The 23,686-nt window shown below is 45.1% G+C and carries 24 protein-coding genes, 1 pseudogene and 2 riboswitches; of the genes and pseudogenes, 5 read left to right on the top strand and 20 right to left on the bottom strand.

The genetic code is table 11. The features are described from left to right. Positions 1-6: 6 nt before the first annotated feature. The 12 genes and pseudogenes from ABHN01_RS06890 to ABHN01_RS06835 form a co-directional block, all read right to left on the bottom strand. Positions 7-1,017: an ABC transporter substrate-binding protein gene (locus tag ABHN01_RS06890; protein WP_429874926.1), complete on the bottom strand. Its 1,011-nt coding sequence runs from the start codon at positions 1,015-1,017 to the stop codon at positions 7-9. Between the two features lies 1 nt (position 1,018). Then, a complete protein-coding gene (locus ABHN01_RS06885) occupies positions 1,019-1,792 on the bottom strand; it encodes an ABC transporter permease (RefSeq protein ID WP_429874925.1) in 774 nt (257 codons plus the stop codon). Further along, on the bottom strand, positions 1,767-2,516 hold the full coding sequence (locus ABHN01_RS06880) for an ABC transporter ATP-binding protein (RefSeq protein ID WP_429874924.1): 750 nt from the start codon (positions 2,514-2,516) through the stop codon (positions 1,767-1,769). The genes ABHN01_RS06885 and ABHN01_RS06880 overlap by 26 nt, the downstream gene beginning before the upstream one ends. Before the next feature lie 24 nt (positions 2,517-2,540). Continuing rightward, a complete protein-coding gene (gene tenA / locus ABHN01_RS06875; protein WP_429874923.1) occupies positions 2,541-3,227 on the bottom strand; it encodes a thiaminase II in 687 nt (228 codons plus the stop codon). Next, positions 3,196-4,470, bottom strand: a pseudogene (locus tag ABHN01_RS06870) (acetylornithine deacetylase). Before ABHN01_RS06870 ends, tenA begins: the two are co-directional and overlap by 32 nt. Before the next feature lie 100 nt (positions 4,471-4,570). After that, positions 4,571-4,675: riboswitch (TPP riboswitch) on the bottom strand. A 7-nt stretch (positions 4,676-4,682) separates the two neighbouring features. After that, complete coding sequence (locus tag ABHN01_RS06865; RefSeq protein WP_429874922.1) at positions 4,683-5,705, bottom strand: thiazole biosynthesis adenylyltransferase ThiF; 1,023 nt, start codon at positions 5,703-5,705, stop codon at positions 4,683-4,685. Further along, positions 5,705-6,469 carry a thiazole synthase gene (locus ABHN01_RS06860; RefSeq protein WP_290401710.1) on the bottom strand — a complete coding sequence of 255 codons (765 nt, stop codon included), beginning with the start codon at positions 6,467-6,469 and terminating at the stop codon, positions 5,705-5,707. The genes ABHN01_RS06865 and ABHN01_RS06860 overlap by 1 nt, the downstream gene beginning before the upstream one ends. A gap of 4 nt (positions 6,470-6,473) precedes the next feature. Then, positions 6,474-6,674: a sulfur carrier protein ThiS gene (gene thiS, locus ABHN01_RS06855; RefSeq protein WP_429874921.1), complete on the bottom strand. Its 201-nt coding sequence runs from the start codon at positions 6,672-6,674 to the stop codon at positions 6,474-6,476. Between the two features lie 23 nt (positions 6,675-6,697). Beyond that, a complete protein-coding gene (gene thiO / locus ABHN01_RS06850) occupies positions 6,698-7,813 on the bottom strand; it encodes a glycine oxidase ThiO (RefSeq protein ID WP_429874920.1) in 1,116 nt (371 codons plus the stop codon). An 8-nt stretch (positions 7,814-7,821) separates the two neighbouring features. Then, positions 7,822-8,430, bottom strand: a complete 609-nt coding sequence (locus tag ABHN01_RS06845) for a thiamine phosphate synthase (RefSeq protein ID WP_429874919.1) — start codon at positions 8,428-8,430, stop codon at positions 7,822-7,824. Between the two features lie 95 nt (positions 8,431-8,525). Next, a riboswitch (TPP riboswitch) is annotated at positions 8,526-8,630 on the bottom strand. A gap of 49 nt (positions 8,631-8,679) precedes the next feature. Next, the gene (locus tag ABHN01_RS06840; RefSeq protein ID WP_429874918.1) at positions 8,680-10,062 is read right to left on the bottom strand and encodes a glycine--tRNA ligase; all 1,383 of its coding nucleotides are present in this window, start codon (positions 10,060-10,062) and stop codon (positions 8,680-8,682) included. A gap of 396 nt (positions 10,063-10,458) precedes the next feature. After that, entirely contained in the window at positions 10,459-10,824 is a 366-nt protein-coding gene (locus tag ABHN01_RS06835) for a hypothetical protein (protein WP_290401715.1), read from the bottom strand. A 146-nt stretch (positions 10,825-10,970) separates the two neighbouring features. On the opposite strand from ABHN01_RS06835, the gene ABHN01_RS06830 reads away from it, so the two are divergent. Continuing rightward, a complete protein-coding gene (locus ABHN01_RS06830; RefSeq protein ID WP_429874917.1) occupies positions 10,971-11,825 on the top strand; it encodes a DUF1206 domain-containing protein in 855 nt (284 codons plus the stop codon). Between the two features lie 48 nt (positions 11,826-11,873). Here the strand turns inward: ABHN01_RS06830 and ABHN01_RS06825 are convergent, their stop codons facing one another. Beyond that, entirely contained in the window at positions 11,874-12,533 is a 660-nt protein-coding gene (locus ABHN01_RS06825) for a penicillin acylase family protein (protein ID WP_429874950.1), read from the bottom strand. Between the two features lie 223 nt (positions 12,534-12,756). On the opposite strand from ABHN01_RS06825, the gene ABHN01_RS06820 reads away from it, so the two are divergent. Continuing rightward, positions 12,757-13,587, top strand: a complete 831-nt coding sequence (locus tag ABHN01_RS06820; RefSeq protein WP_429874916.1) for a GDSL-type esterase/lipase family protein — start codon at positions 12,757-12,759, stop codon at positions 13,585-13,587. Between the two features lie 37 nt (positions 13,588-13,624). On the opposite strand, the gene ABHN01_RS06815 is transcribed toward ABHN01_RS06820, so the two are convergent. Further along, positions 13,625-14,296: a diphthine--ammonia ligase gene (locus ABHN01_RS06815; RefSeq protein WP_429874915.1), complete on the bottom strand. Its 672-nt coding sequence runs from the start codon at positions 14,294-14,296 to the stop codon at positions 13,625-13,627. An 85-nt stretch (positions 14,297-14,381) separates the two neighbouring features. Here ABHN01_RS06815 and ABHN01_RS06810 point away from each other — a divergent pair, with 85 nt between their 5' ends. Beyond that, positions 14,382-15,119, top strand: coding sequence for a CPBP family intramembrane glutamic endopeptidase (locus ABHN01_RS06810; protein ID WP_429874914.1), 738 nt, complete (start codon positions 14,382-14,384; stop codon positions 15,117-15,119). A gap of 178 nt (positions 15,120-15,297) precedes the next feature. Here the strand turns inward: ABHN01_RS06810 and ABHN01_RS06805 are convergent, their stop codons facing one another. Together ABHN01_RS06805 and ABHN01_RS06800 are read right to left on the bottom strand one after the other, a co-directional pair. Next, positions 15,298-15,912 (bottom strand): hypothetical protein, encoded by a 615-nt coding sequence (locus ABHN01_RS06805; RefSeq protein WP_429874913.1) that lies wholly within the window; start codon positions 15,910-15,912, stop codon positions 15,298-15,300. 15 nt (positions 15,913-15,927) lie between these two features. Beyond that, positions 15,928-16,194, bottom strand: coding sequence for a hypothetical protein (locus ABHN01_RS06800; protein ID WP_429874912.1), 267 nt, complete (start codon positions 16,192-16,194; stop codon positions 15,928-15,930). 332 nt (positions 16,195-16,526) lie between these two features. Between ABHN01_RS06800 and ABHN01_RS06795 the strand changes: the two genes are divergently transcribed. Then, the gene (locus ABHN01_RS06795) at positions 16,527-16,610 is read left to right on the top strand and encodes a putative holin-like toxin (RefSeq protein ID WP_353051312.1); all 84 of its coding nucleotides are present in this window, start codon (positions 16,527-16,529) and stop codon (positions 16,608-16,610) included. A 66-nt stretch (positions 16,611-16,676) separates the two neighbouring features. Here the strand turns inward: ABHN01_RS06795 and ABHN01_RS06790 are convergent, their stop codons facing one another. Beyond that, a complete protein-coding gene (locus tag ABHN01_RS06790) occupies positions 16,677-18,824 on the bottom strand; it encodes an AAA family ATPase (protein WP_429874911.1) in 2,148 nt (715 codons plus the stop codon). A gap of 255 nt (positions 18,825-19,079) precedes the next feature. Beyond that, the gene (locus ABHN01_RS06785) at positions 19,080-19,598 is read right to left on the bottom strand and encodes a BsuPI-related putative proteinase inhibitor (protein ID WP_429874910.1); all 519 of its coding nucleotides are present in this window, start codon (positions 19,596-19,598) and stop codon (positions 19,080-19,082) included. 124 nt (positions 19,599-19,722) lie between these two features. Here ABHN01_RS06785 and ABHN01_RS06780 point away from each other — a divergent pair, with 124 nt between their 5' ends. Then, the gene (locus ABHN01_RS06780; protein ID WP_429874909.1) at positions 19,723-21,099 is read left to right on the top strand and encodes an FAD-binding oxidoreductase; all 1,377 of its coding nucleotides are present in this window, start codon (positions 19,723-19,725) and stop codon (positions 21,097-21,099) included. Positions 21,100-21,333: 234 nt separating this feature from the next. Here the strand turns inward: ABHN01_RS06780 and ABHN01_RS06775 are convergent, their stop codons facing one another. Together ABHN01_RS06775 and ABHN01_RS06770 are read right to left on the bottom strand one after the other, a co-directional pair. Then, positions 21,334-21,609 carry a hypothetical protein gene (locus tag ABHN01_RS06775; RefSeq protein ID WP_429874908.1) on the bottom strand — a complete coding sequence of 92 codons (276 nt, stop codon included), beginning with the start codon at positions 21,607-21,609 and terminating at the stop codon, positions 21,334-21,336. A 47-nt stretch (positions 21,610-21,656) separates the two neighbouring features. After that, the gene (locus ABHN01_RS06770) at positions 21,657-23,507 is read right to left on the bottom strand and encodes a PAS domain S-box protein (protein ID WP_429874907.1); all 1,851 of its coding nucleotides are present in this window, start codon (positions 23,505-23,507) and stop codon (positions 21,657-21,659) included. Positions 23,508-23,686: the final 179 nt, after the last annotated feature.

Below are 23,686 nucleotides of genomic sequence, written 5' to 3'. Positions count from 1 at the left end.
ATTCTTCTATTTCTCAAAATTAATAAAAGCGTTCTTTGGATCTTCCTTCTTTTTGATCATTTTGGATTCAAAGAGCCAATCCGAAACCTGTTTCCATGAACCCAAGTCCTGATAGCCAAATGGCTTCTTCCCGCTGTCCATTAACGGCAAAAGAGTCTGGAGGCTTTTCTTTTCAACGTTTTCATCCAGTGGAAACTCTTTATTTTCATGCTTGAATAAGACATTCAGCGCCTGATCCGGATGATCGTGTACATCCTTTTGACCTTTTGCCAGGGCATTCCAAAACTTCTGGTAAAGCTTTCGGTTCTTTTTCAGCCCGTCTTCACTGGAAACTAGAACGAGCTCATAGTAATCCGGAACGCCGTACTTTACAGGATCTATAGACCGCACCGCATGACCCTCTTTATTAAGGAGAATCTTTTCATGGTTAATGTAACCGCCAGATATTCCGTCCACTTTATGAGCAGCCATCGCGGGGATGATATCCCAGCCTACATCCGTCATCTTCACTTTTTCAGGATTGCCGCCATCCTGTTTCACCATCGTCTTCACCATCGCTTCATTAATGGGAATTGAAGGATAGCCTACATTTTTCCCTTCCAGATCCTTAGGTGAACGGATCGGACTGTTTTTAGAGACCATCAAATGGTTTAATGGATGCCTGACCAGTGCTCCCAAGGAAACGATGGGAATGTCTTCTGACCTGGAAAGGACGACCTGCGGCTGATAGGTTAACGCAAGGTCAGTCCGTCCAGCAGCCACAAGCTTTAACGGATCGTTTGTTTCGGCAGGCATCTTCACGTCCACCTCGATGCCTTCATTTTTAAAGTACCCTTTTTCAATCGCATCATATATTCCGGCATGCACCGCATTTGGATACCAGTCGAGCATGATGCTCACTTTTTTAAGGTTTCCTTTTGCCTCTTGATTCGGCGTGTCCGCGGATGAACACGCATTTAACAGGAAAAGCAGGCAGCCGGCGATAAGAAGGCTGCTTCGTTTAATCCATACGTTCATTTCATACATCCTTTCTGTTCTCTTTCCATTTAAACATTCTTTTTTCTGCGAGTGCAGCGGCACCGAACAAACACATCCCGAGCAATGTTAATAAAAAAATAGCAGAAAATACTCCTGCAGCGTTCAAGCTTCCTGACATCCTTCTTGAATAGTACCCAAGTCCCTCGCTGGCACCTAGCCATTCACCGATTGTAGCACCCACCACGGAAAATACAGCGGCTAGTTTTATCCCGGACATGAATGATGGGAGCGCCATCGGGAGCTGCACCTTTTTAAAGATCTGCCATCTTTTTGCTCCCATGGAACGCAGCAGATCAACATAGTCTTTGTCATGACGGTTCAATCCGTCATATGTGCTGACGACGATTGGGAAGAAGGCGATCAGCACGGTAACCGCCACTTTACTCCAGATGCTGTAGCCGAACCAGAGCACAAAGATTGGAGAAAGTGCAATGATCGGTATCGTCTGTGAGATCAGAACCGCCGGATAGACCATTTTTTCTACGGATTTTACAAAGAACATCGCAACAGCAAGCGAAACACCTGCAACAGCTGCGATTAAAAAACCGAGGATGGTTTCTTTAAGTGTTGCCCAGCAATGGTCCAGCAGAACCTCCCTGTTTTCATACAGCGACACGAGAATGCCTGAAGGAGGCGGCAAAATAAAGGAGGGGATTCGGTCAGTCCTGACAAGCCATTCCCATAGTACAAGCAAGACGGCAGCCGCGGCCAAAAACAAATAATAATCTTTAAATAATCGTTTCATGCTGTTCATTTGTAATTCTGCTCTCCAATATATTGATCAAGCCTGCCATCTCATTTGTTAAGACCGCACTTCTTGGCCTCGGAAGCTTGACCTCTAACTCTTCTGTTTCACCAGTTGGATGCAGCACGATGATCCGGTCGCTTAAAAAAACCGCTTCATGAAGATCATGAGTGACCAAAAGGATCGTTTTGTTCAAATCCTTCCACAGGGAAGAGATCCATTGGTGCATTTCCTTTTTTGTCATCGCGTCCAGTGCACCAAATGGTTCATCAAGAAGAAGCACTTCTTTTCCCGTCAGCAAGGTTCGAAGAAAGGCGATCCTCTGGCGCATCCCCCCTGAAAGTTCATGCGGAAAAGCGTTACGGTAATCCCACAGTCCTACTTTTTTCAACCATGATTTCGCCTCTTCTGCTTTTTGACTCTTTTGCTGCTGAATCTCTGGAGCAAGAAGAAGATTTTCCATGACCGTACGCCAGGGAAGAAGCAGATCCTTTTGAGGCATGTATCCCGCTGCTCCCGGAAAGACAGGCTTGTCCTGTACGAGGATCTCTCCCGTGGAGGGCTGGTCCAGTCCGCAGGCAAGCTTGAGCAAAGTGCTTTTGCCGGTTCCGCTTTTGCCGATGATCGAAACAAATTCTCCGGCCGCTGCTGCAAAATTGATGTCGTTCAGAAGCGGGGAGATTTGTCTTTGCTGAGTAAAGGAATAAAATACATTCTTAAAGATCAGTGACATAAAAACTCTCCTTCAATGTGGCGATTACACCGGCCATTCATGACCGTAATACACCATATCCCAAAACATGAATTCAAAGCGCGAGGTGGTTAGGAAATGCTCCTCGAGCACTGTCAATTCCTGTTCTGTCATACCTTCAGCCAACCGGTTCAGTTTATGGATGAGCCACTGTGCAAGCCCGCCAAATTCCTCTGACGCATACATCTCAATCCATTGGGCATAAGGATGGTCTTCGAGGCTTCCTGCTTCCCTCTTTAAAGCCGATCCAATCTCATGGTAGCTCCACATACATGGCAGCAGGCAGGAGATAAGCTCCGCAAGTGTTCCGTGCTGGGAGGCGTTCAGCATATAGCGGGTGTACGCAAGGTTAATCGGAGTGGCCTTTTCTTCCTCCAGCTCCTCGGACTGTATGCCAATGTCACTGCAATACGCGCGGTGGAGATCCATCTCGGTATTCAAGGTTTCATGAAGCAGGCTTGAAAACCAGGTCATCGTCTCGGCATCCTTCGCTTTTATTGCCCCAAACGCAAAGAGCTTGGCATAGTCTTTTAAATAGACATAGTCCTGTTTCATATAATAGGCAAAGCGTTCCTTAGGCAGTGATCCGTCTTTAATGCCCTGTACAAACGGATGAAGATGAGTGTGTTTCCAAACGGGTTCCACGCTTTTATACAATCGTTCAGTAAATGGCTCTTGCTTCAGCTTCGTCATGTGTATTGCTCCTTTCTATATTGCACCACTTTGCGATAAACCCCGCGAGAACCTTTGAGTGTTCCAACAGCTGATGAAGCTCCACCTTTTCGTCCACAGCGTGAGCATCATCCAGCTTGCCGGGGCCATAAATAACAGCAGGTATTCCAGCGGCTCCAAGCCAACCTGCATCGGTAACGGTTGATGACATTGAAACAACCGCTTTCCGCTTGGAGACCGTTTGATGCTGTTCCTTCAGTACCGCCAAAGCTTCATGAGTGTGATCAACGTCCAGTGCAGGAAAAACTTCTCCTCACTCCTCAATCATGGATTTTCCTCCCCACTTAAACAGAGGAGGATTGTTTTTCATCCATGGATCGGCCATGGCAACAGCAAGGATGTGCTCCTCAATTTCCTTCGCGACCTCTTCATAGGTCTCATTCGGGTAAAAGTGAACAGTAATCCACAGCCGGCATTCATCAGCGATAAACGCCGCATTTCTTCCTCCTTCAATGACGGACGGATTAATGGTCGTACTGCCCATAGGGAATTCCGGGTACGATTTAGTGACTGCCCAGTGCCGTTCAAGTTCCTGCAGCCCTTCAATCACCTTTGCCATTTTTTCAATGGCACTCGCACCGTTTATTCCGCCTCCGGCATGGATCATCCGCGAACGGAGCCCATCGTGATAGGTCTCTTTGCTCTTAATGGTGATCCACCCTGTGATGACTCTTCCTTGGCCATGAATCTCAAGATTCGATGTGTCGGCGACAATCGCAAAATCAGCTTTCATGCCCCGGTCTACACATGACTTGGTTCCTGCTTCTCCTGCTTCTTCACCTGTCACCGATTGAAAGAAGATGTCCCCTTTCAGCTTAATCCCAAGCTCTTGAAGAAGCTGAAGGGCAAACAGAGATGAGGCCATGCCTCCCTTCATATCTGAAGTTCCGCGTCCATAGAGCAGCCCTTCCTCTTCTGTGAGGACAAAAGGGGGATACTTCCATGACGCTTCATCACCGACAGCTACAACATCCATATGTCCATTAAGGAGCAGGCTTTGATATTCCTCTGATCTTTCTCCTTGCTTTGCTCCCGCGACGATTCGGTCCCCGGGAAACAGCTCCCATTCCTCTGTCTCAAATCCCAGGTTAAGGAGTACGTCTTTAACATAGCTCTGTGCCTCTTCTGTATTCCTCGCAGGTGGACTGACCGTCTCGAATGCAACGAGAGTTCGTAAATTATTTCGGTGCCTGGCACCAAGCATTACATACTTGCGGCGGGTGCCTGGCACCCAACATATACAAAAAAGCCGCCTTCATAAGAGAAGGCGGCTGAGCTTTCAGCTGGGGTCCGATTAATCAGCTTTTTCATTCAGCCTGCTTCCCTCCGCTGGCATGATCCAGATCAGGTTCCAAGGGTCTAGAACACAAAGGTTCAGTCTCAGCCTTTCAGCCCCCCTAGCAGATTTCTATTCCATTATCCTATTAAACTGTAGTACAGATTTTTTGCTTCTGTTATATCTTTCGTGCCATGAATGAGTACGCGTCCGTCTTTAAAAAACACAAGCCTCTGTTCTTCATCACTGCTATATGAAAGCAGATATGGATTCTGCTCGATTCTTCCGCCAAGCCGCGATAAAGACAGTGACAGCTCCTCCAAATCTCTTTCCCCTTTTTCCGAAGGACGGATCTGGACAGTGTTTCTTCCGCACAGGACCGCTGTCTTCGTCTGATTTTCCGGATCAAGATGCGGATAGTGGGCGTGCTCGCCACAGGAAGGGCAATCCGCTTTCTTCAGCTTTTGCACATCCATCGCCAAGTAATGATTGTTCCACATATCAAAGGAGACCAGCTTGTTCCGTAGAGAAGTGGTATTGCCCGTCAATAGCTTCATCGCTTCAGCTGTTTGGTGGGCGACTACCATCTGCACCACAGGTGCGATAATTCCTGCTGTATCACACGTTGCACCGCCCATAGGCACCTTCTCAAGCAAACAGCTAAGACAAGGCGTCTCACCCGGCAAAATCACATAGCTTAAACCATAGCTTCCGACACAGGCGCCGTAAATCCATGGAATTTTTCTTTCCTGTGAGATGTCGTTGATCAGTAAACGTGTATCAAAATTATCTGTCGCATCAATCAAAAGATCTGCAAATTCCGCCAGTTCCCGCAGTTCTTCCACACCTGCATCCAGTACAAGACTTTCAACATGAATATCGGAATTCACCTGCTCCAGCCGTTCTCTTGCAGCAACGGCTTTGGGCATCCTGTACTTTGCATCTTCTTCGCTGAAAAGCTGCTGGCGCTGTAGGTTGCTCCATTCCACGTAGTCACGGTCAGCGATCGTAATCCTGCCTACGCCCGCACGGGCAAGTATTTCGGCATTGCCTGTTCCGAGCGCTCCAGCCCCTATAATCACAACGTGTTTATCTGACAGCTGATCCTGCCCTTCTTCTCCGATAGGCTCGAATAATATCTGCCTGGAGTAGCGATCATTCATTAAATACTCATTCCCTCCAGCGGACTGCTTGCCGATGCATACCTTTTCTTTGGAATTCTTCCCGCCTCATATCCGAGACGGCCGGCCTCAATGGCGAGCTTCATCGCCTGAGCCATTTTTACCGGATCATCTGCTCCAGATACCGCAGAATTGAGCAATACTCCGTCAGCGCCAAGTTCCATAGCGGCTGCCGCGTCAGCTGGTGATCCGATGCCGGCATCCACAATAACCGGAATATTGGCCTGCTCAATAATGAGGCTGATGTTTAACGGATTGATGATTCCTAGGCCAGAACCAATCGGTGAAGCTCCAGGCATTATGGCATGTACGCCAAGCTCCTCTAATTTTTGTGCAAGAATGACATCATCTGAAGCATAAGGCAAGACCGTAAACCCTTCTTCCAACAGCATTTCTGACGCTCTTAATGTTTCAAGCGGATCCGGCAGAAGAGTCTTGAAATCTCCTATTACTTCTACCTTTATCATATCACATAACCCTGAAGCTTTTGCTAGCTTTGCAATTCTAACCGCTTCTTCGGCCGTTTTAGCTCCAGCCGTGTTCGGCAGCAGCGTAAAATTCTCTGCATCCAGTTTTTCTAAAAAATTCGGCTGATCAGGATCAAAAATATTCATCCTTCTTACGGCAAACGTAAGGATCTCAGTACCTGAAACCTTAACTGCCTCTTTTTGAATATCAAAATCAGGAAATTTTCCTGTCCCCAGCAGCAATCTGGAGCTAAACTCATAGTTTCCAACTTTCAGCATGTCTTCATCCTCCTCCTACAAAATGAACAATTTCTACCTTATCACCATTAGCTAAGCGTGTTTCAGCGTGCTGGCTTTTATCGAGGATCTCCTGGTTCAGTTCAACGATCGCCCCTCTTCCGGCAAGCTTCAGCTCCACCAGAAGTTCCTCAATGGTCCTGGCCTGGTCGATATCCAGCGATGCACCGTTAACAATCAACTTCATGAAAGCTCATCCTCTCATTTTTTTCATAAGGCAAAGCGGTCAGGAGCAAATTCTCTTAAAGTCTCTTCCTGCAGCTTTCCTTCCAGCAGTTCTGCCATCCAGCGCCCGGTCAGCGGACTGAGTAAGATCCCATTGCGAAAATGGCCCGCTGCAATGTACAGATCTTTATGGTAGGGATGTTTTCCCATGTACGGGAGACCATCCGGAGTTTGCGGCCTGAACCCTGTCCAGGCTTTCTCCCACTCGCCGTGTAAAATACCGGGAAGGACAGCACTCGCTTTCGAAAGCAGCTCTAAAACTCCCTTTGCCCTAACTTTTCTGTCGTAGGTACCAGTTTCCATCGTTGCACCTACGACCAATCTGCCGCCTCGTTTTGGTACGAGGTAGCATTCATCAGCTATTACCGTTGATGTGATGACCGGCTCTAAAAACGACAATGAAAGACATTCTCCCTTCACCGGGAACATCGGCATATGCAATCCGGACTGAACCGCCAGCTTGCCTGTCCAGACACCTGATGCCAGTACCACCTTTTCTCCGTAATACATGCCTGCGCTCGTTTGAACGCCTATTCCTGACTGGCTAAAATCGAATCCGGCCACTTCCGTAAAATCTATAAAAACTGCCCCGAGCCTTGAGGCTGACTCAGCAAATGCTCTCGTCAATTGCACAGGATTGACCTGGCCATCTTTCGGTAGATACATGGCACCAGCTACTCTGTCTGATAGCCTCGGCTCCATTTTTAACAGTTCAGGTCCGGCAACCCAATGTGCAGGCTGTCCATTGTTATTGTGAAAATCGATCAGCCGCTTCAATCTTAAGACTTCACTTTCATCACCCGCAGCTTTAAACAATCCTTTGTCGATAAACTCTATATCGATCCCGCAAATTTCCTTCAGTTCTCTGCTTAATTCTGGGAACAGAATTCGGCTTTCACGTGCCATCGTGTAGAGCGGTCCTGCCTCATTCAGTTCGGCCTGCGCCCCAAGCATACCGGCCGCGGCTGAAGAAGCCTCACTGCCGATTCGGCCTTTTTCAATAACCAGAACAGTATAATCTGTAAGTTTACGCAAGTAGTAAGCAATCGCGCAGCCGATAATGCCTCCACCTGCAATAACTACATCATAGTCCTTGGACATCCAAAAATTCACTCCTTTTGTAAAGCTTCTGAATAGCTTCTCGCTTCTAAATCGAGATTCTCCGCCGTCCAGATCCCGGACATGACGGCGATTCCTTTGGCTCCCGCCTGCAGGAGCAAACTGGTATTACTAGGCGTTACTCCTCCGATGGCAACAACGGGAATGGAAACCGCATCTGCGGTCTCACGCAGTAATTCAAGACCGCGGGGTTCACTTCCCCTTTTGCTTTCTGAATGAAAAACATGCCCATAAAATAAATAGTGGACGCCTTTATCCTCTGCACGCATGGCTTCCTCCCTGGAATGAACGGATTTTCCAATTCTAAGGCTGCTGAAATGCTTACTTACGAGATCTGGTTCAAGGCTGGTTCCCTTTAAATGAACAGCTCCTGCTTCCGCAGCAACGGCTACATCCACACGGTCATTGACGCAGATCTGCTCCCTCCTTAATCCTGCTCCCTTCAATCCCTCCGCCAGATTAAAAATCTCACCGGCATTCCGCTGTTTTTCTCTGATATGGATACATGTCATATAAGGAGCCAGGATTGATGCGGCCGAAATGATTTCTTCAGGCTGCTTCCTTCCATTCGTAATGACATGGAACTCGAATCTTTCCACCTTGCACCCTCCTTTTCCCATACAAAAAAGCCACCCCTTTCGCAGAAAAGAGTGGCTGATTATCTGTTTATCTAATCTTCAGCACTATATTTAGCATAGTGCATAGTCCACTTCCCTACGCTGGCATCATCCAGATCAGGTTCAAAGGGTTTAGAACAGATTGTTCAGTCTCAGCCGGCCAGGCTCCCCCAGTGTTGCTAGTTATTCATTTTATCTACATCTTACCATTCAGATTAGAAATGTAAAACATTAAAATCTGATTTTGGATTCAAGGAACGAACGAAGCGCGGATACCGGCATGCGGACCTGTTCCATCGTGTCGCGGTCACGAACCGTTACCTGCTGATCATCTTTGGAATCAAAATCATACGTAATACAGAAAGGGGTTCCGATCTCATCCTGTCTGCGGTAGCGTTTTCCGATCGATCCTGTTTCATCATAATCTACCATGAAGTCGCTCGCAAGGCCGGAAAAAACTTCTCTTGCTTCTTCTGAAAGCTTTTTCGATAAAGGAAGCACTGCTGCTTTAAACGGCGCAAGAGCCGGATGCAAGTGGAGAACCGCCCTCGTATCTCCGCCCTCGAGCTCTTCCTCTTCAAACGCGTCGATCAAGAACGCAAGCGTTACTCGGTCTGCGCCGAGTGAAGGCTCGATGCAATAGGGGATATAGCGGTCATTCGTCTCTTGGTCGATATAGTTAAAGTCCTCACCAGAATGCTCGCTGTGACGCTTAAGGTCAAAGTCGGTACGGGACGCGATCCCCCACAGCTCTCCCCAGCCGAACGGGAATTGATACTCAAAATCTGTCGTTGCGTTGCTGTAGTGGGAAAGCTCTTCGGATTCATGGTCGCGAAGACGGAGCTTATCCTGCTTCATTCCAAGGTTTAATAAGAAATCGTGGGCATATTGTTTCCAGAAATCAAACCATTTTAATTCTTCACCCGGCTTGCAGAAGAACTCAAGCTCCATCTGTTCGAATTCACGGGTACGGAACGTAAAGTTGCCCGGTGTAATCTCATTACGGAAGCTTTTACCGACCTGAGCGATACCGAACGGCAATTTCTTCCTCATCGTACGCTGCACGTTTTTAAAGTTTACAAAGATCCCCTGTGCTGTTTCTGGACGAAGATAGATTTCGTTCGTGCTGGATTCCGTTACACCCTGGAATGTTTTGAACATCAGGTTAAACTGGCGGATCGTTGTAAAGTCGTGCGCCTCACACTCTGGACATGCGATGTTGTGCTCTTCAATCAACTTTTCCATTTCATCGAAAGAGAGCCCGTCAACAATTTTCTCGATCCCTTTTTCGGCAAGCGCATCTTCGATTAATTTATCGGCACGGTGTCTCGCTTTACATTGCTTACAGTCGATCATTGGATCATTGAAGTTTCCGATATGTCCGGATGCTACCCACGTTTGAGGGTTCATGAGAATCGCTGCATCCAACCCTACATTGTAAGGGGATTCCTGTACAAATTTTTTCCACCAAGCTTTTTTCACGTTATTCTTCAGCTCAACGCCGAGCGGACCGTAATCCCACGTGTTGGATAATCCCCCATAAATTTCTGAGCCCGGAAAAATAAATCCGCGCTGTTTTGCCATGTTGACGATCTGTTCCATTGTCACACTCATGACCATCTCTCCTTTTTTAGTAAATGCGTATGAAATCAACCAAAAAAGCCCTCATCCATAGACAAGTTTCCTTGCCCAGGGACGAGAGCTTATACTCACGCGGTTCCACCCTAATTGATGCTTAAATAAGCATCCGCTTTGGTCAATTAATCGCTCGAGACTGCCGTTTCTCTGAACTTTTGCCCCGGGCTTCCACCATCCCCGGTTCGCTTCTCACAAAAGCACCTCAGATACTATTGGTCTGTCATAGCTTTACATCATTTGATTATGGGAAAAATAGTACAATTTTTCAGCCGTAATGTCAAGTCTGTACAATCCTGACACCATTTATTCTTTTTCGCCCATAAACAGAAAAACTCACGGCAGCCCCTCGCCATGAGCTTTCAACTTTATCACTTAAAAGCCTCCAAATCCGCCTCCTGGAAATCCTCCATAACCGCCTGGAAAACCGCCGAAACCGCCCGGAAAACCACCATATCCGCCTGGGAAAGGTGAAACTCCGCCGTATCCGTATCCATAACCGTATGCGAACGGACGGGGCGCAAGAGCGAATCCTGCAATAGTTCCGAGTCCAAGTCCTACCAAGGCTGCACCAACGACCGGAAAGAACCTTCCTGTCCCATCATCATGGTATGGCAGCAGGTAGACATTTTCTGTATCAACTCTTTGGATGGAGCCTCTGTAGACACTCCCGTCATGGGTAGTAATTTCAACATCTTGCCCCATATGCTGACAGCACAGACCGTAATATTGTTCCTTCAAAAGTTAACCTCCTCTTTACCCTGATAACACCACTACCCTGCATCTTATGCAAAATGTGGAAAATGGGTATGGACAGCAGTCTGCCGTTTCGACTATCCGCAAAAATGGGTATAAAGGACATAGAAACCTTTGAAAGGGGCTCCTTTATGGAAAAAGATTTATCACAGCACAAAGCACATGCCGAAAGAAAAGCAGAAGAATATAAGGAAGAGGCCGCTCCCTGGATCGTCGGGATGGCCCGTTTCGGCCATTTCTCCAAAGGGGCCGTTTATATTGTTATCGGAATACTTGCGGTGATGGCAGCATTCGGTCTTCAAGGAAAATTAACCACTTCCTCTGGTGCCCTCTACACCATCGCCAAGCAGCCGTTCGGCTCCGCCATGCTCGCTGTACTGGCTGCCGGCCTTGCAGGCTATGCATTTTGGCAAGTCATCATGGCCGTATTTGACCCTGAACATAAAGGAAAAGACGCCAAAGGATGGTTCGCTCGAATGAGTTACCTCATCATCGCTGCCATTTATTTCAGTCTCTGCTTTAATGCGATTAAAATCATCTTCAGGGCGAGTGTTAACACATCAAGTGAAAAATACCAATCCTTATCCGCAAAAGCACTCGCACAGCCCTTCGGACAAACGATCATTGCCGTTATTGGAGCTGTATTTATCGGAATAGGGGTTTTTAACTTCTACAAGGCCTATACGGAAAAATTCAAAAACAGGCTGAAGCGTCATGAGATGAACCAAAAAGAATGGAAGAGTGCGCGTTATATTGGTAAGTTCGGGCTTTTTGCACATGGTGTCGTGTTCGCCATCGTCGGCATCTTTCTAATCAGAACCGCCATTCAGGCAGATCCTGATGAAACAAAGGGGCTGGACGGTGCTTTGGCTGAACTTGTAAAACAGCCGTTTGGTCCGGTTCTCCTATCTGTTGTGGCTCTCGGGCTCGTCGCCTATGGTGCGTACCTGCTATTTGAAGCGAAATACCGCAGGCTCGATCCATAAACAATTCCATCAGAAATAAGCCTCACCCATATGGGCGAGGCTTATTTTTTATTTACTCGGCTTCAAAACAAGTTTTTCACCATTATTAAAGCTGGATTCCTTCGTCGCGGCGTTGTCCAGTCCGCCCGCTTCTTTTATCCAAGGACCTTCATTGCCCTCGGCCGCATGTCTGATCAGTTCATCCACGATTTGAGCCTTACCGTCAAACAAAGGCATCATTATTTCATCAATCTTTTTCTCAAATAGAACAGCACTGAACACCTGTATCCATAAGTTAAAAAGCAATGGTGCGCCCAGATTTTTATGATCCTGATGATTCCAGTCGAGGAAGCAGAATCGGGAGCATTTCTTCCGCCTGAAGGTTTTTCTGTCGAATTGCAGTTTCTGCATATCTTTTACGGACAGCTTCTCTTTGGAAGAGAGAACATCCTTTATCCGCTGCTCACGATAGGGCTGGGCCCATGAGTCCGTTATATGGTACGGGTTGTCATCACCGATTATCTTATTATTGGCCGTAGCAATGAAACCTTCTTTCGGGTTCACAACAGTCGGCAGTTCATCCCATGGAATATAACCTTTCCATTCGTATTTCTTTTCCCATCCAGGGACTGGCACGGACGCATATTTTTCATTGCAGATCGGTATCAAGCCGTTGGCACGGTAGGCAATCGTCCCATCCTTTGAAGCAAAGACGAAGTTCTGGGCCAGCGTATGAAAATACGTAAGCGCTTTTGAATTCCTTCCAGTTGCTGGGCCGTTTTGTTCTTTCAGCTTTTCCCCTCTTTCTTTATGGCTTCTTTCCTCTCTGTTTTTTTCCTTCTCCTGTAAATTCTATTTTTTCATAGAGATCTCATATGTCCATTAGAAGTAAATATATTTGAAAGAAGAAGCAAGGATGGTTTAAAATGGTTACTTTGAAAGGAGGAGCCGTATGAAAAAATGGATATGGCTGATGCTCATCCTTTTTGCAATCGGTGCAATAACAGCTGGAGGCTGGTATTACTATCCCCAGTATAAGATTGATCGTCTGAAAGCCCAAAATGCGGCAACGACCGAATCCTCAGGGAATAAACCACATCAGGAAGATGTATCCTATATTCAGCATTTAAAACATCTGAGTGGAAAAGAGCTTCATCACCTGGCTCTGGGAGATTCGGTCATTCAAGGCCGCGGTTCAAATCAAGGCGGTTTTATAAAAATGGCCAACAATGAAATGAGTGCTTTAACATCTAATAAAGTGCAGCTCGATAACCAAGGGATATCTGGAGCGACGAGCAGTGACCTGCTCGCCTATCTTTCATCTCCAGGCATGTCTGACCGGGTGAAGTCCGCAGACATCATTACGATCAATATCGGGGGCAACGACCTCGTAAAGCTTGCATTAAAGGAAGGGCCTGTCAAAGCGCTTCAGGATTACCAAAATGTGAAATCCACTTATGAGAAAAATTTAATTGATATATTCTCATTGATCCGAAAAGAGAATCCTCATGCAATCCTCGTATACAACGAATTGTATAATGCAGTGGACTCTGAAGAATCCTTTTATCCTGCAACTAAAAAATTGCTGAATGACTGGAATCTGATTGCCTATGAAACCACATCAAACTATAAACCCTCTGTTGTGATTCCGAGCAGTGAGGTGCTTAAGCCCGAAAACAGGAAGGAGTGGATCTATGATACCATCCATCCAAATGAAAAAGGCCACGAACGGATTGCGCGGCAGATGATCAAAGCATTGAAAGCTCCATACAAAGAAAATTAAAAGGCATTGTCCCGACGAGGACCAATGCCTTTTGATATTATTCTGAAAGCTTAAAATCACGGTAAATAAAATTCCCTTCTGTAACCGTATGATTTTCCTGTTCAACAGCGATCTCACGGCTGAATAATGGTCCGTTGACCACCATTGTATGGAATTCGCCATTTTCTCCGCATGGATCTACGTTTTCTGGGATATCCGCAATCCAATCACGGTTGATTTCCCGGCCAAGAAAATCTTTATCCAGCTTTGTCTGATCAAGCGTTGTAATGACCGTACGGTATCCAAGCGAGAGAAATTCATCAATCAGCTCCGCTGATTTTCTCCCCCACAAAGGAAAAACTCCTCCGATTCCGGCTTGCTTTAATTTGGATTCCCGGTATTCCCTGATATCCGCGAGAAAAATGTCTCCGAACATCACGTGCCGAATACCGGCTTCGCTCAGCTTGTCCATTTCTTCCCGCATCCGTTCCTCATAGATCTCATTCGTGCAAACCGTTGGAATCTTTACTTTGCGGACGCGAAAGCCTAAAGATTTTGCCTGTGCATCAAGAATTTCCTCACGAATGCCATGGATACTGGTCCTTCTATGGTCCTCATTGATGGTTGTAAGTAAAGAGTCGACTTCATATTCGTTGGATTCCAGCAGCTTATGCAGAGCCAGCATGGAGTCTTTGCCGCCGCTGAACGAAACGACAATTTTTTTCGCCAATCGTCTCACTTCCTTTTGCACCCTTTTTTTGGTGTAATTGAAATAAATGATTTACATATGATTATAAAGCAACGAGGAGGAGAGAATGGGGGAACATTTGGAGTATACAAAAGAAATATATGAGCCGCCAGTAAGGAAGAACCGTAACTACCCGGTCACATGGGGAGGATTTTTCGGTTTTTTCGGGGCTTACCTCGGATTTATCATCTTGTTTTCTCTGCTGATCGGCATGTTCTATGCTCTCTCGGCGATCATTTTTGATTTCTCAATGGCTGGATTTGAGAACAGCCCTGTTTTTTTGCTAATTGATGCGTTAACCTTCACAACCGTCATTCTGATCTTTAAACAGACCCGCCAATTTATATTTCAAAAACTAGCTTTCGGTGTTCTGAAAAAGAAGAGCACCTATTTGATGATGGCGGGTGCTCTGGTCATTTGCCAGGCAGAACAATATATAATTTTTGATGTGCTTCATCTCGAGAACCCCGGTTCAAAAGGAAATGACAGCCTTTTTACAAGCGGGATAGGAATCGCAGGCATCATTCTTGTGATCTTCTGCGCTTGTATTGCGGCGCCGTTTACTGAAGAAATGGTCTTCAGGGGGTTTTTGTTCCGCTTTTTTCATGAGAGGTACCATTTTATTGCCGGCCTCATCATTTCCTCTGCGGTATTCGGCTCTTTGCATATCGGCTATCCTCTGGCTGCCGGTATCATGGGTTTCGTGTTTTCCACATTGTTCTATTTTACAAAATCCCTTGTTCCCGGCATGGTTGTGCATGCACTTTGGAATACGTATGTATCCATTGCAGAGCTTCTCTCCTGAATGATTATGAAACCAAAAAAATAGAGGCACCTTTAAAAGGTGCCTCATATGTATAGGGGATTTTAATTATCTCACCTTTCCAGGGGATTGGTAAGCATCCAGAGACTTGCGACTTGTTGCCTATTTTTCCTTCAGTATCGCCTGTTCAGCTCCAGCCGTACCAATAAGACTAAGACCTTTACGCTAACCCTTTGGTCAGCTGATCCTTTGTCATGAAGCCTTTAATTCCGTTTTTGGTAAGCAAGTATTCTACAACCGCTTGCCGGTCCATCCCAAGAGTCTCCAGTCCTTTAGCGATCGTCTTAAGATAAGCGAAGGAGGGTGCCACAAACTCTTCCTCGCCCATGTCATGGTTGGAAGTGAAGGTAAAGATCGGATAGCCGTCGGAATCCCCAAGATAGACGATCGTTCCATACCAACCCTCAGTTAACGGAAGAAAGCGGGATTCCTTTATTCGTTCAAAATCGATTGCTAAACCCTCGATTCCGTTTTCCTGTGAAGCCACATCCAGAAATTGTTCGTCAGAAATCAAATACATTCTTCCTGCTGTTTTTTCGTGCTCGTCCTCACGATGCCCGATAAACGCGACTCCCCCTTTTCCCCACTTGCTTTCCTGCTTTGAAAAATAAAGCGGATACTGTATATTAACGGGCTTGTCTGCTCGAGGAGGATCACAATTGCGGCATCCCTTTTCGGGTTCCATACTGCCTTCTGCCTGGTTTCCCTCTATATAACAGCTTAATCTGGCTTGGTTCATGTTGGAGCCGTAGCTCGCATACCATACATAGTTCATCGATGTGCTCCTATTCTACAAATAACGGACTTGCTGTTTAATATAACGTTTTAAATAACTGGCAAAGTCCATGACACTGTTTTTATCTTCAAAGATGCCCTTTAACGTATCAACCTGCGGGAATATACCATGCCTGTTAAACCTTACGGCGGTCATTCCCCGATAAAATTCACTTCCATCTTCGTTCAATATGACAGTATCCACCACAACTTCTTTTGTCTCTCCAATATAATGCTCTTTTAATTCAATTACATCCACCACATCAAGCTTGTATCTTTTCATAAGATCGCCCTCCCCAATTATTGTAGCAAACGGTGAGACAGAAAACCCGCTGCATATTCACTCGAATTCCATACAAAAAGCAGCATCATATGTTCGGGATAATAACGTAGTAAAAATGGCATGTCTTCGCCTTTATATTAAAAAATAAGGGTTCTATCCTTGTTTTTGCTTGGTAACTTAGTACCATCGAACCATTGGAAAAGATTTGAAATAGTCTTAACGATTCTTGTTATAAATTAACAATCGGGATAAAATAGGAATATATAAGACAGGGGTTGCTGCTTATCCTGCTTAAACGTTCTAGCCCGAATTAATGAGGGGGAGGGAATGGTATGACAGTATTCGAAGCAATGTCGTTGATGATTGGTTTTTCAATGCTAGTTCTGACCATTATTCGCTCCAAGGACAACGATTAAGCGTAATCACATATTCCATACAAAAAGCCATGCGGCATCGCATGGCTCTTTTTAGTATTCTTTTGGTTATCTTTTTTCTACGACTAATTCATTTTCACGAACATCAACACGTAATTCTGCACTTTCTTCTTGTTCCAGAAGAACATCTGCCACAGCATCTTCCACTTTTTCCTGAATCACTCTGCGAAGCGGACGTGCACCGAAGGATGGATGGTAACCAAGTTCAGCAATTTTCTTTTTCGCCTCTTCCGTAAAGCTGATAGTAATGCCTTGTTCAACAAGGTTTCCTTTCAATTCTTTTAGCATGAGGTCGACGATGAGGACAAGGTCTTCTTCTTTCAGTGACTGGAATTGTACAATGCTGTCAAAGCGATTTAGGAATTCCGGCTTGAAGTAGGAACCGATCGCATCAAGGATACTGGTTTCTTTTTGAACCTCCGCCAGTTCATTCGTAAATCCTAATTTTTTCGTTTGTTTAATGCCGGACCCGGCATTGCTTGTCATAATAATGACAGTATCCTTAAAGCTCACTGTACGGCCCTGGCTGTCCGTTAAACGTCCATCCTCAAGGATTTGAAGGAACATGTGCTGTACATCCGGATGAGCTTTCTCAATTTCGTCCAGAAGAATGATGCTGTATGGTTTTCGGCGAACCAATTCTGTCAACTGTCCAGCTTCATCATGGCCGACATATCCTGGAGGCGAACCAATCAGTTTGGACACAGCGTGTTTTTCCATGTACTCACTCATATCAAGACGAATCATGGCTTCTTTATCACCAAACAATTCTTCTGCGAGCGACTTCGTAAGCTCTGTTTTACCTACCCCAGTCGGACCGACAAACAGGAAGGATCCGATCGGACGGTTTTTGGCTTTAAGGCCGGCACGGCTTCTGCGGATGGCCTTCGCTACTTTTTCAACTGCTTCTTTTTGGCCGATTACTTTTTGTGATAAATTTTTCGCAAGGTCTTTCATTTTTGCCTGCTCGTCAGCTTGAAGCTTCCTTACAGGAATACCTGTTTTTTGTTCAACGATTTGCTGAATATCCTCTATTGTAACCGCAGCTTTCGTTTGGGCTTCATTTCCACTCAGTTTTTCTTGAAGCTGAAGTTCTTCCTGGCGAAGTTTGGCAGCCAGCTCATAGTTTTCACTTAATGCTGCTTTTTCTTTTTCTTTCGAAATCTCTTCTAAACGTTCTTCAATGGAAGAGGTTTCACTTCCTGAGTGAAGAAGATTGATTTTTGAACCTGCCTCATCCATTAGATCGATCGCTTTATCCGGAAGGAAACGATCCTGAATATAACGGTGAGAAAGATTTACACATGCTTTTAGAACATCATCTGAAAAGCTTACTTCATGGTACTGCTCATATTTTGGAGCGAGGCCTTTTAAGATCTCATAGGCTTTTTCTGGTGTAGGTTCATTTACGATCACAGGCTGGAAGCGTCGTTCAAGTGCAGCATCCTTTTCAATCTTGCGGTATTCCTTCAATGTCGTTGCACCTACAACCTGAAGTTCCCCGCGTGCCAGTGCTGGTTTTAGAATATTACCTGCATCCATAGACCCTTCTGCAGAACCGGCACCGACGATCTGATGGATCTCATCGATGAACAGAATAATATTTTTGCGTTTTTGAAGTTCAGCGATCAGCAGCTTCATTCGTTCTTCAAACTGTCCGCGGATCCCTGTATCGGCCACAAGAGATGCCACATCAAGCAAGTAAACTTCTTTAGACAGCAGCTTGGCCGGAACGGATCCATCTGCAATCTTTAATGCAAGGCCTTCTGCAATCGCTGTTTTACCGACCCCTGGTTCTCCGATAAGAACCGGGTTGTTTTTGTTTCGGCGGTTCAAGATCTCAATCACACGGCTGATCTCTTCCTCCCTGCCGATGACAGGGTCGATTAAACCTGCTTTGGCAGCATGACTGATATTGCGCCCAAATTGATCCAAAAACCCGCCGCCTCCCTGCTGAGTCTTGGGAGACTGCTGTTCGCCGGAAATTCCTGAATTCATTCCGCTGTTCATCATTTGTTTAAAGAAATCATCAAAAGATGAGAATTGATTCATAGGATTCATACCTCCCGCAGAGTTCATGGATTGAGTAACTTTATGATAGCAATCTGTACAAAGTGTTAATTGTTGTTTGTGTTGATTAATTGAAACGTTCATATGAATAGTCGCAGGATTCACTTTACAATGTTCACATCGCATAAAGCATTTCCTCCTTCTTAAGATCGGTCATTCTCTTAGTCTGACTTTGACTATCTTTGACCTTATGACCATATTATACTTTGACCTTCTTTGACTTTCAAGTTTTTTGAACAAAAATTTTATATTTCCTTATTTAAAGTGTGTAAGTACACCTTGGTTTCTAGTACCTTACACTTCTTGTTCTCGAAAATCAAATGATGTGCATCTTCTCATATAAAAAGCAAAAACCCGCTGGAATCAACGGGTTCTTTTACTTTATTTAATTTCAAATGTTTGTTTTTGAAGATAATCATTATCCTCACTTTTAGCTGTGAGCCAAATTTCGATCGTATACATTCCAGCAGGAAGATTTTTAACCAAAATATCCTGTGTGTACGTTTCACCTTGTCTTATGGTGATTTTGGACAGGGCCTGAGTAAACATATGGTCCTGTGAATATTGGTAAACCTTTTTGCCCTCTTTATTTTTTATAATGTAGTCAAATTTTTTTCCGCTCGTGAATTCGAACGTTTTCACCTGCTCTGTCTGGTTTTTTAATTCGTAGCGCAGAAGAGTGCTTCCTGACTTTTGTTCCAGAACCGTCAGCTTGGGCTCAATTGCACCGGCAACAATTCCTCCGCCATTGTTTCTTTTGGGCTCGTCTTTCTTCTGCTCTTGCTTCTTTCCGTCTCCCATGACTGGATCCCCCTTCTCAGCCTCGTTCTTTTCCGTTGTTCCGCAACCTGCTAATACAAACAACATCCCAAATATGAGCAGCCAGGTTTTCAATGTCATCACCTCACCTATAGTCTTGGCTGATTTTTGTTATTTTACCAGAATAAAAAAGGATTTTTGCATCTACATCTATAAGTACCCTTAAGATACATTATTGAACATACACCAAAGGGAGGATTTTTACATGCCTGTACTACACGAAAATTTGCTTATGGAAATGAAAAAACTCACAGATGAAAAACGAGCGACAAGCAATGAGACGGTTCTTCAGCAGCACAGCAAGGATGAGTCCCATCATACTCCTGTTCTGCCGGAGGTCGTTGTTTTTCCCAACTCAGCTTCTGAAGTTTCCTCTATATTACAATACGCCAGCAAACACCAAATTCCTGTCGTTCCATTTGGTGCAGGATCCAGCCTTGAAGGGCACTGCATTCCTCTGCAGGGCGGAATCTCGATTAATTTTCAGAACATGAATAAGATACTTGAAGTACGCGAAGAGGACTTTCTTGTCAGAGTACAGCCTGGCGTTACCCGTACACAATTAAACCAGTCTCTAAAAAAATACGGGTTGTTTTTTCCTGTGGATCCGGGGGCAGACGCAACGTTAGGCGGGATGGCAGCGACGAATGCGAGCGGCACGACAAGTGTGCGCTACGGCATTATGCGCCCGCAGGTCCGGGATTTGGAGGTTGTTCTTGCAGATGGTTCAATCATCCGCACCGGCGGACTAGCAGCAAAATCCTCTTCAGGATATCATTTGACAAGCCTCTTTGTAGGCTCTGAAGGCACATTGGGTGTATTTACTGAGCTTACACTTAAAATCTACGGCATTCCAGAAGCTACAGTTGCTGGCAGAGCAGTGTTCCCAAGTGTTAAAGCTGCAGTAGATGGTGCCATATCTCTTCTCGCATCCGGAAACTCTTTAGCACGAGTTGAACTGGTGGATGAGTATTCCATCAGACAGGTCAACCGGCACAGTGAAACCTCCTATCCTGAAAAACCTACGCTTTTCCTGGAATTCCATGGAAATCCAGCAGGTATGAAGCAGGATGTTGCCTTCGCGGAAGAACTTCTGTCGGCTAACGGCTCTGAAGATCTGATCTTTGAAACTGATTCCATCAAAAAGTCAAAGCTTTGGGAAGCAAGGCATCACCTCGCTTATGCGTTTAAGCACGGGTTCCCAGGAAGAGAGATGATGCTCACTGATGTATGTGTGCCTCTATCAGAATTAACGGATGCTGTGGTATATGCGCGTGAATTAATAGAAAATGAAGGACTCAACGGCGGAGTTCTTGGTCATGTTGGAGATGGAAATTTCCACTCCATTCTGATGTTTGATAAGAACAATGAAGAAGAAACAGAAAAAGCGAATCGGATCAATGAAAAGATCGTTGAGTATGCTCTATCTAAAAACGGAAGCTGCACAGGCGAGCATGGAATCGGAATTGGAAAGATAAAATATTTGCAGAAGGAGCACGCCGACACCCTCCCTTTAATGAAAATGATCAAAAAACAATTTGACCCCCGCAATATATTGAATCCAGGAAAAGTTTTATTTTAAAATCAGAAGATTACGGAGAAAGCGGGCAGGGTATTATGTAGGTACACCCTAATTTTAGAAAGGATTTTTTCATGAAAACCTTAATTATCCTTGTGCTCATAATCATCCTCATTGTTCTTTTCATAAGAAGAAGAAGAAGATAGTGCTTTAAAACCCTTTTTAATTAAAGGGTTCTTTTTGTATGGAAAAAAGAAGCATTTCAACAGAAAAAATGCCAGCCCGGTTTGAGCTGGCCTAGTTCGTTTTTAATGAATTCAGCTCCTGATTAAACTGCAAAGGCTGCCAATGGGCAAGATCATAGGTACCTGAATCAATGTTTTCCTTTTCTTTTGACAGTGTTTCTATAAGATCATTTGGCAGATGCTCCGTATTCTGTGTAAGATCAATCGAGTCATCTGGTGAATAGAGCAGAACCGTAAACAGCTTCTTATTCACCATATCCATTCCATGGACGTGCAAATAACGAAGATCGTTCATTCGGTATACGAAAAATATTCGGTAGGGGGACATCTCATCATCCTGCCTTTTTAGAATCAGTATGTCCCGGCTCCGGGTTTCTAAACGACTGAAAAAGGATAAATCGGCAATTTAACTTGAACGGTGGTGCCTCTGTCCTCCTCACTCTCAAAGGAGATGCTGCCATAATGTTCTTTTACAATTTTATAACATACCATCAAGCCGAGCCCGGTCCCTTTTTCCTTCGTCGTATAAAAGGGTTCTCCTAATTTTTCAATTCTTTCTTTAGGGATGCCCGACCCCTGATCCTCAATCCTGATCGTGATACTTCCTTTTTTCTTCATGACAATAAGTGTGATGACCCCGCCTTGATCCATCGCTTCGATCGAGTTTTTCAACAGGTTGATAAACAGCTGTTTCAGCTGGTTTTCCACACAATAGATGGAAGGAATATCTTTATCCGTTTTCAATTTAATCTGTATATTTTTTATGATCGCTTGTGTATCCAGCAGCCGAATGACACTCCGAAGCATGTCCTCCAATGAGCTGTATTCAAAATGGACAGCCTGTGGCTTGGCCACCAGCATAAGCTCCCCGACGATATCATTGATCCGATTTAGCTCCGTCAGCATGATGCCTACATATTTGTCTTTCATCGCTTCATCCGTTTCCTTTAGAAGCTGGGCAAAACCTATCAGGGACGTAAGAGGATTGCGTATTTCGTGGGCGACCCCTGCGGCAAGCTCTCCCAGCACGGAGAGCTTTTCTGACTTTCTGATTAACTCCTCTGTTTCCTTTGTCGCTGTTATATCGCGGGCAATCGTAACGAAGCTTTCAATCTCGTTCCATTCGTTAAGGACCGGTACCGCATTCGTCTCCATCACCAGCCAGTCTCCATTTTGATGCATGAGGCGAAATTCAAAAGTGAAAGGTTTTTTCTTCGTTCTCGCTTTCATAAAAGCGGCCCGGAGAAATTCCCAGTCATCCGGATGAATCCTTGAAAAAAGTATTCTGTTCAACTCCTCCAGATTATTGGTAAGCCCGAGGATTGCTTCATGGGATGGAGAACTGTAGATCAGTTCGCCTGAAGGATTGGCGACCGCTATTAAGTCTTTTGAATGCTCTGCAATCACACGGTATTTCGCTTCACTTTCACGAAGAGCGCGTTCCACCTTTTTATGCGCCGTAATATCACGATATATCAAACAGAAACCGATGACCCGGCCCTGCATATTTCGGATCGCCGAAAATGATATGGAGACATCAATACGCAATCCATCACGCCGGACTCGCTGAGTTTCGAAGGAGGGCACCGTGCTTCCTTCCGCAAGCAGTCCCATAATACTCTTCGATTCCGCTTTAAACTCGTCCGGTATGATTATGTGAGAATCAATATCTCCGTTTAACAGTTCGTGCTCCTCCCAACCGAACATGTTCTCAAAGGAATGATTAACCCTGATCAGGCTTTTATTTGTATCGATAATTAAAATAGCATCAGTCGTGCCTTCAAGGACAGATTCCAGAAGCTCAAGCGCGACACTTAACTCCTCTTCTTTTTCCTTATGCTGGGTGATGTCCCTGCCGGTCACAAACAAATACAACGGGTTCCCTTCCTCGTCATATGTAGCTTGTTTGATTAGTTCAAGGTATATATACGAGCCGTCCTTCTGCTTAACTTCTTCTTGAATTTTTATTGGATGACCCGTTTCCCAGGCCTTCTTATCCGTTTCCCTTGACCGCTGAATCATCCCTTCCGAACACAAGGAATTCTGCTCATTAAGAGATTTCCCCTTATACGAACAACGGTCCACTCCGCATACTTGAAGCGCAAATTCGTTAGCCTCAATCCACTGGCCGTCTCTATTTTTTAAGCATATAAATTCAGGCAGCACATCGATTAGTTTTTTGAAAACACCAAGTCTCGGAAGAAGTTCATTTTCGGTTAACATCATCTTCAGTCCACATCCTCAACTATCATTCTGTCGTTATGTGTCTCAATCTCCCTTTATATTAGATAATAAGGTGAGGATTTCCTTCAATTAATGAACGACAAATAGAGACAAGATTAGGCAATGTGAGAGTTCGCTTCAACACAAAAAAAGCCCCGTCATTGAAGTGACCCCGAAAAGTT

This window comes from Fictibacillus sp. NRS-1165, assembly GCF_050468105.1.
Lineage (GTDB): Bacteria > Bacillota > Bacilli > Bacillales > Fictibacillaceae > Fictibacillus_C > Fictibacillus_C terrinigri.
This window is presented reverse-complemented; position numbering and strand designations above follow the sequence as displayed.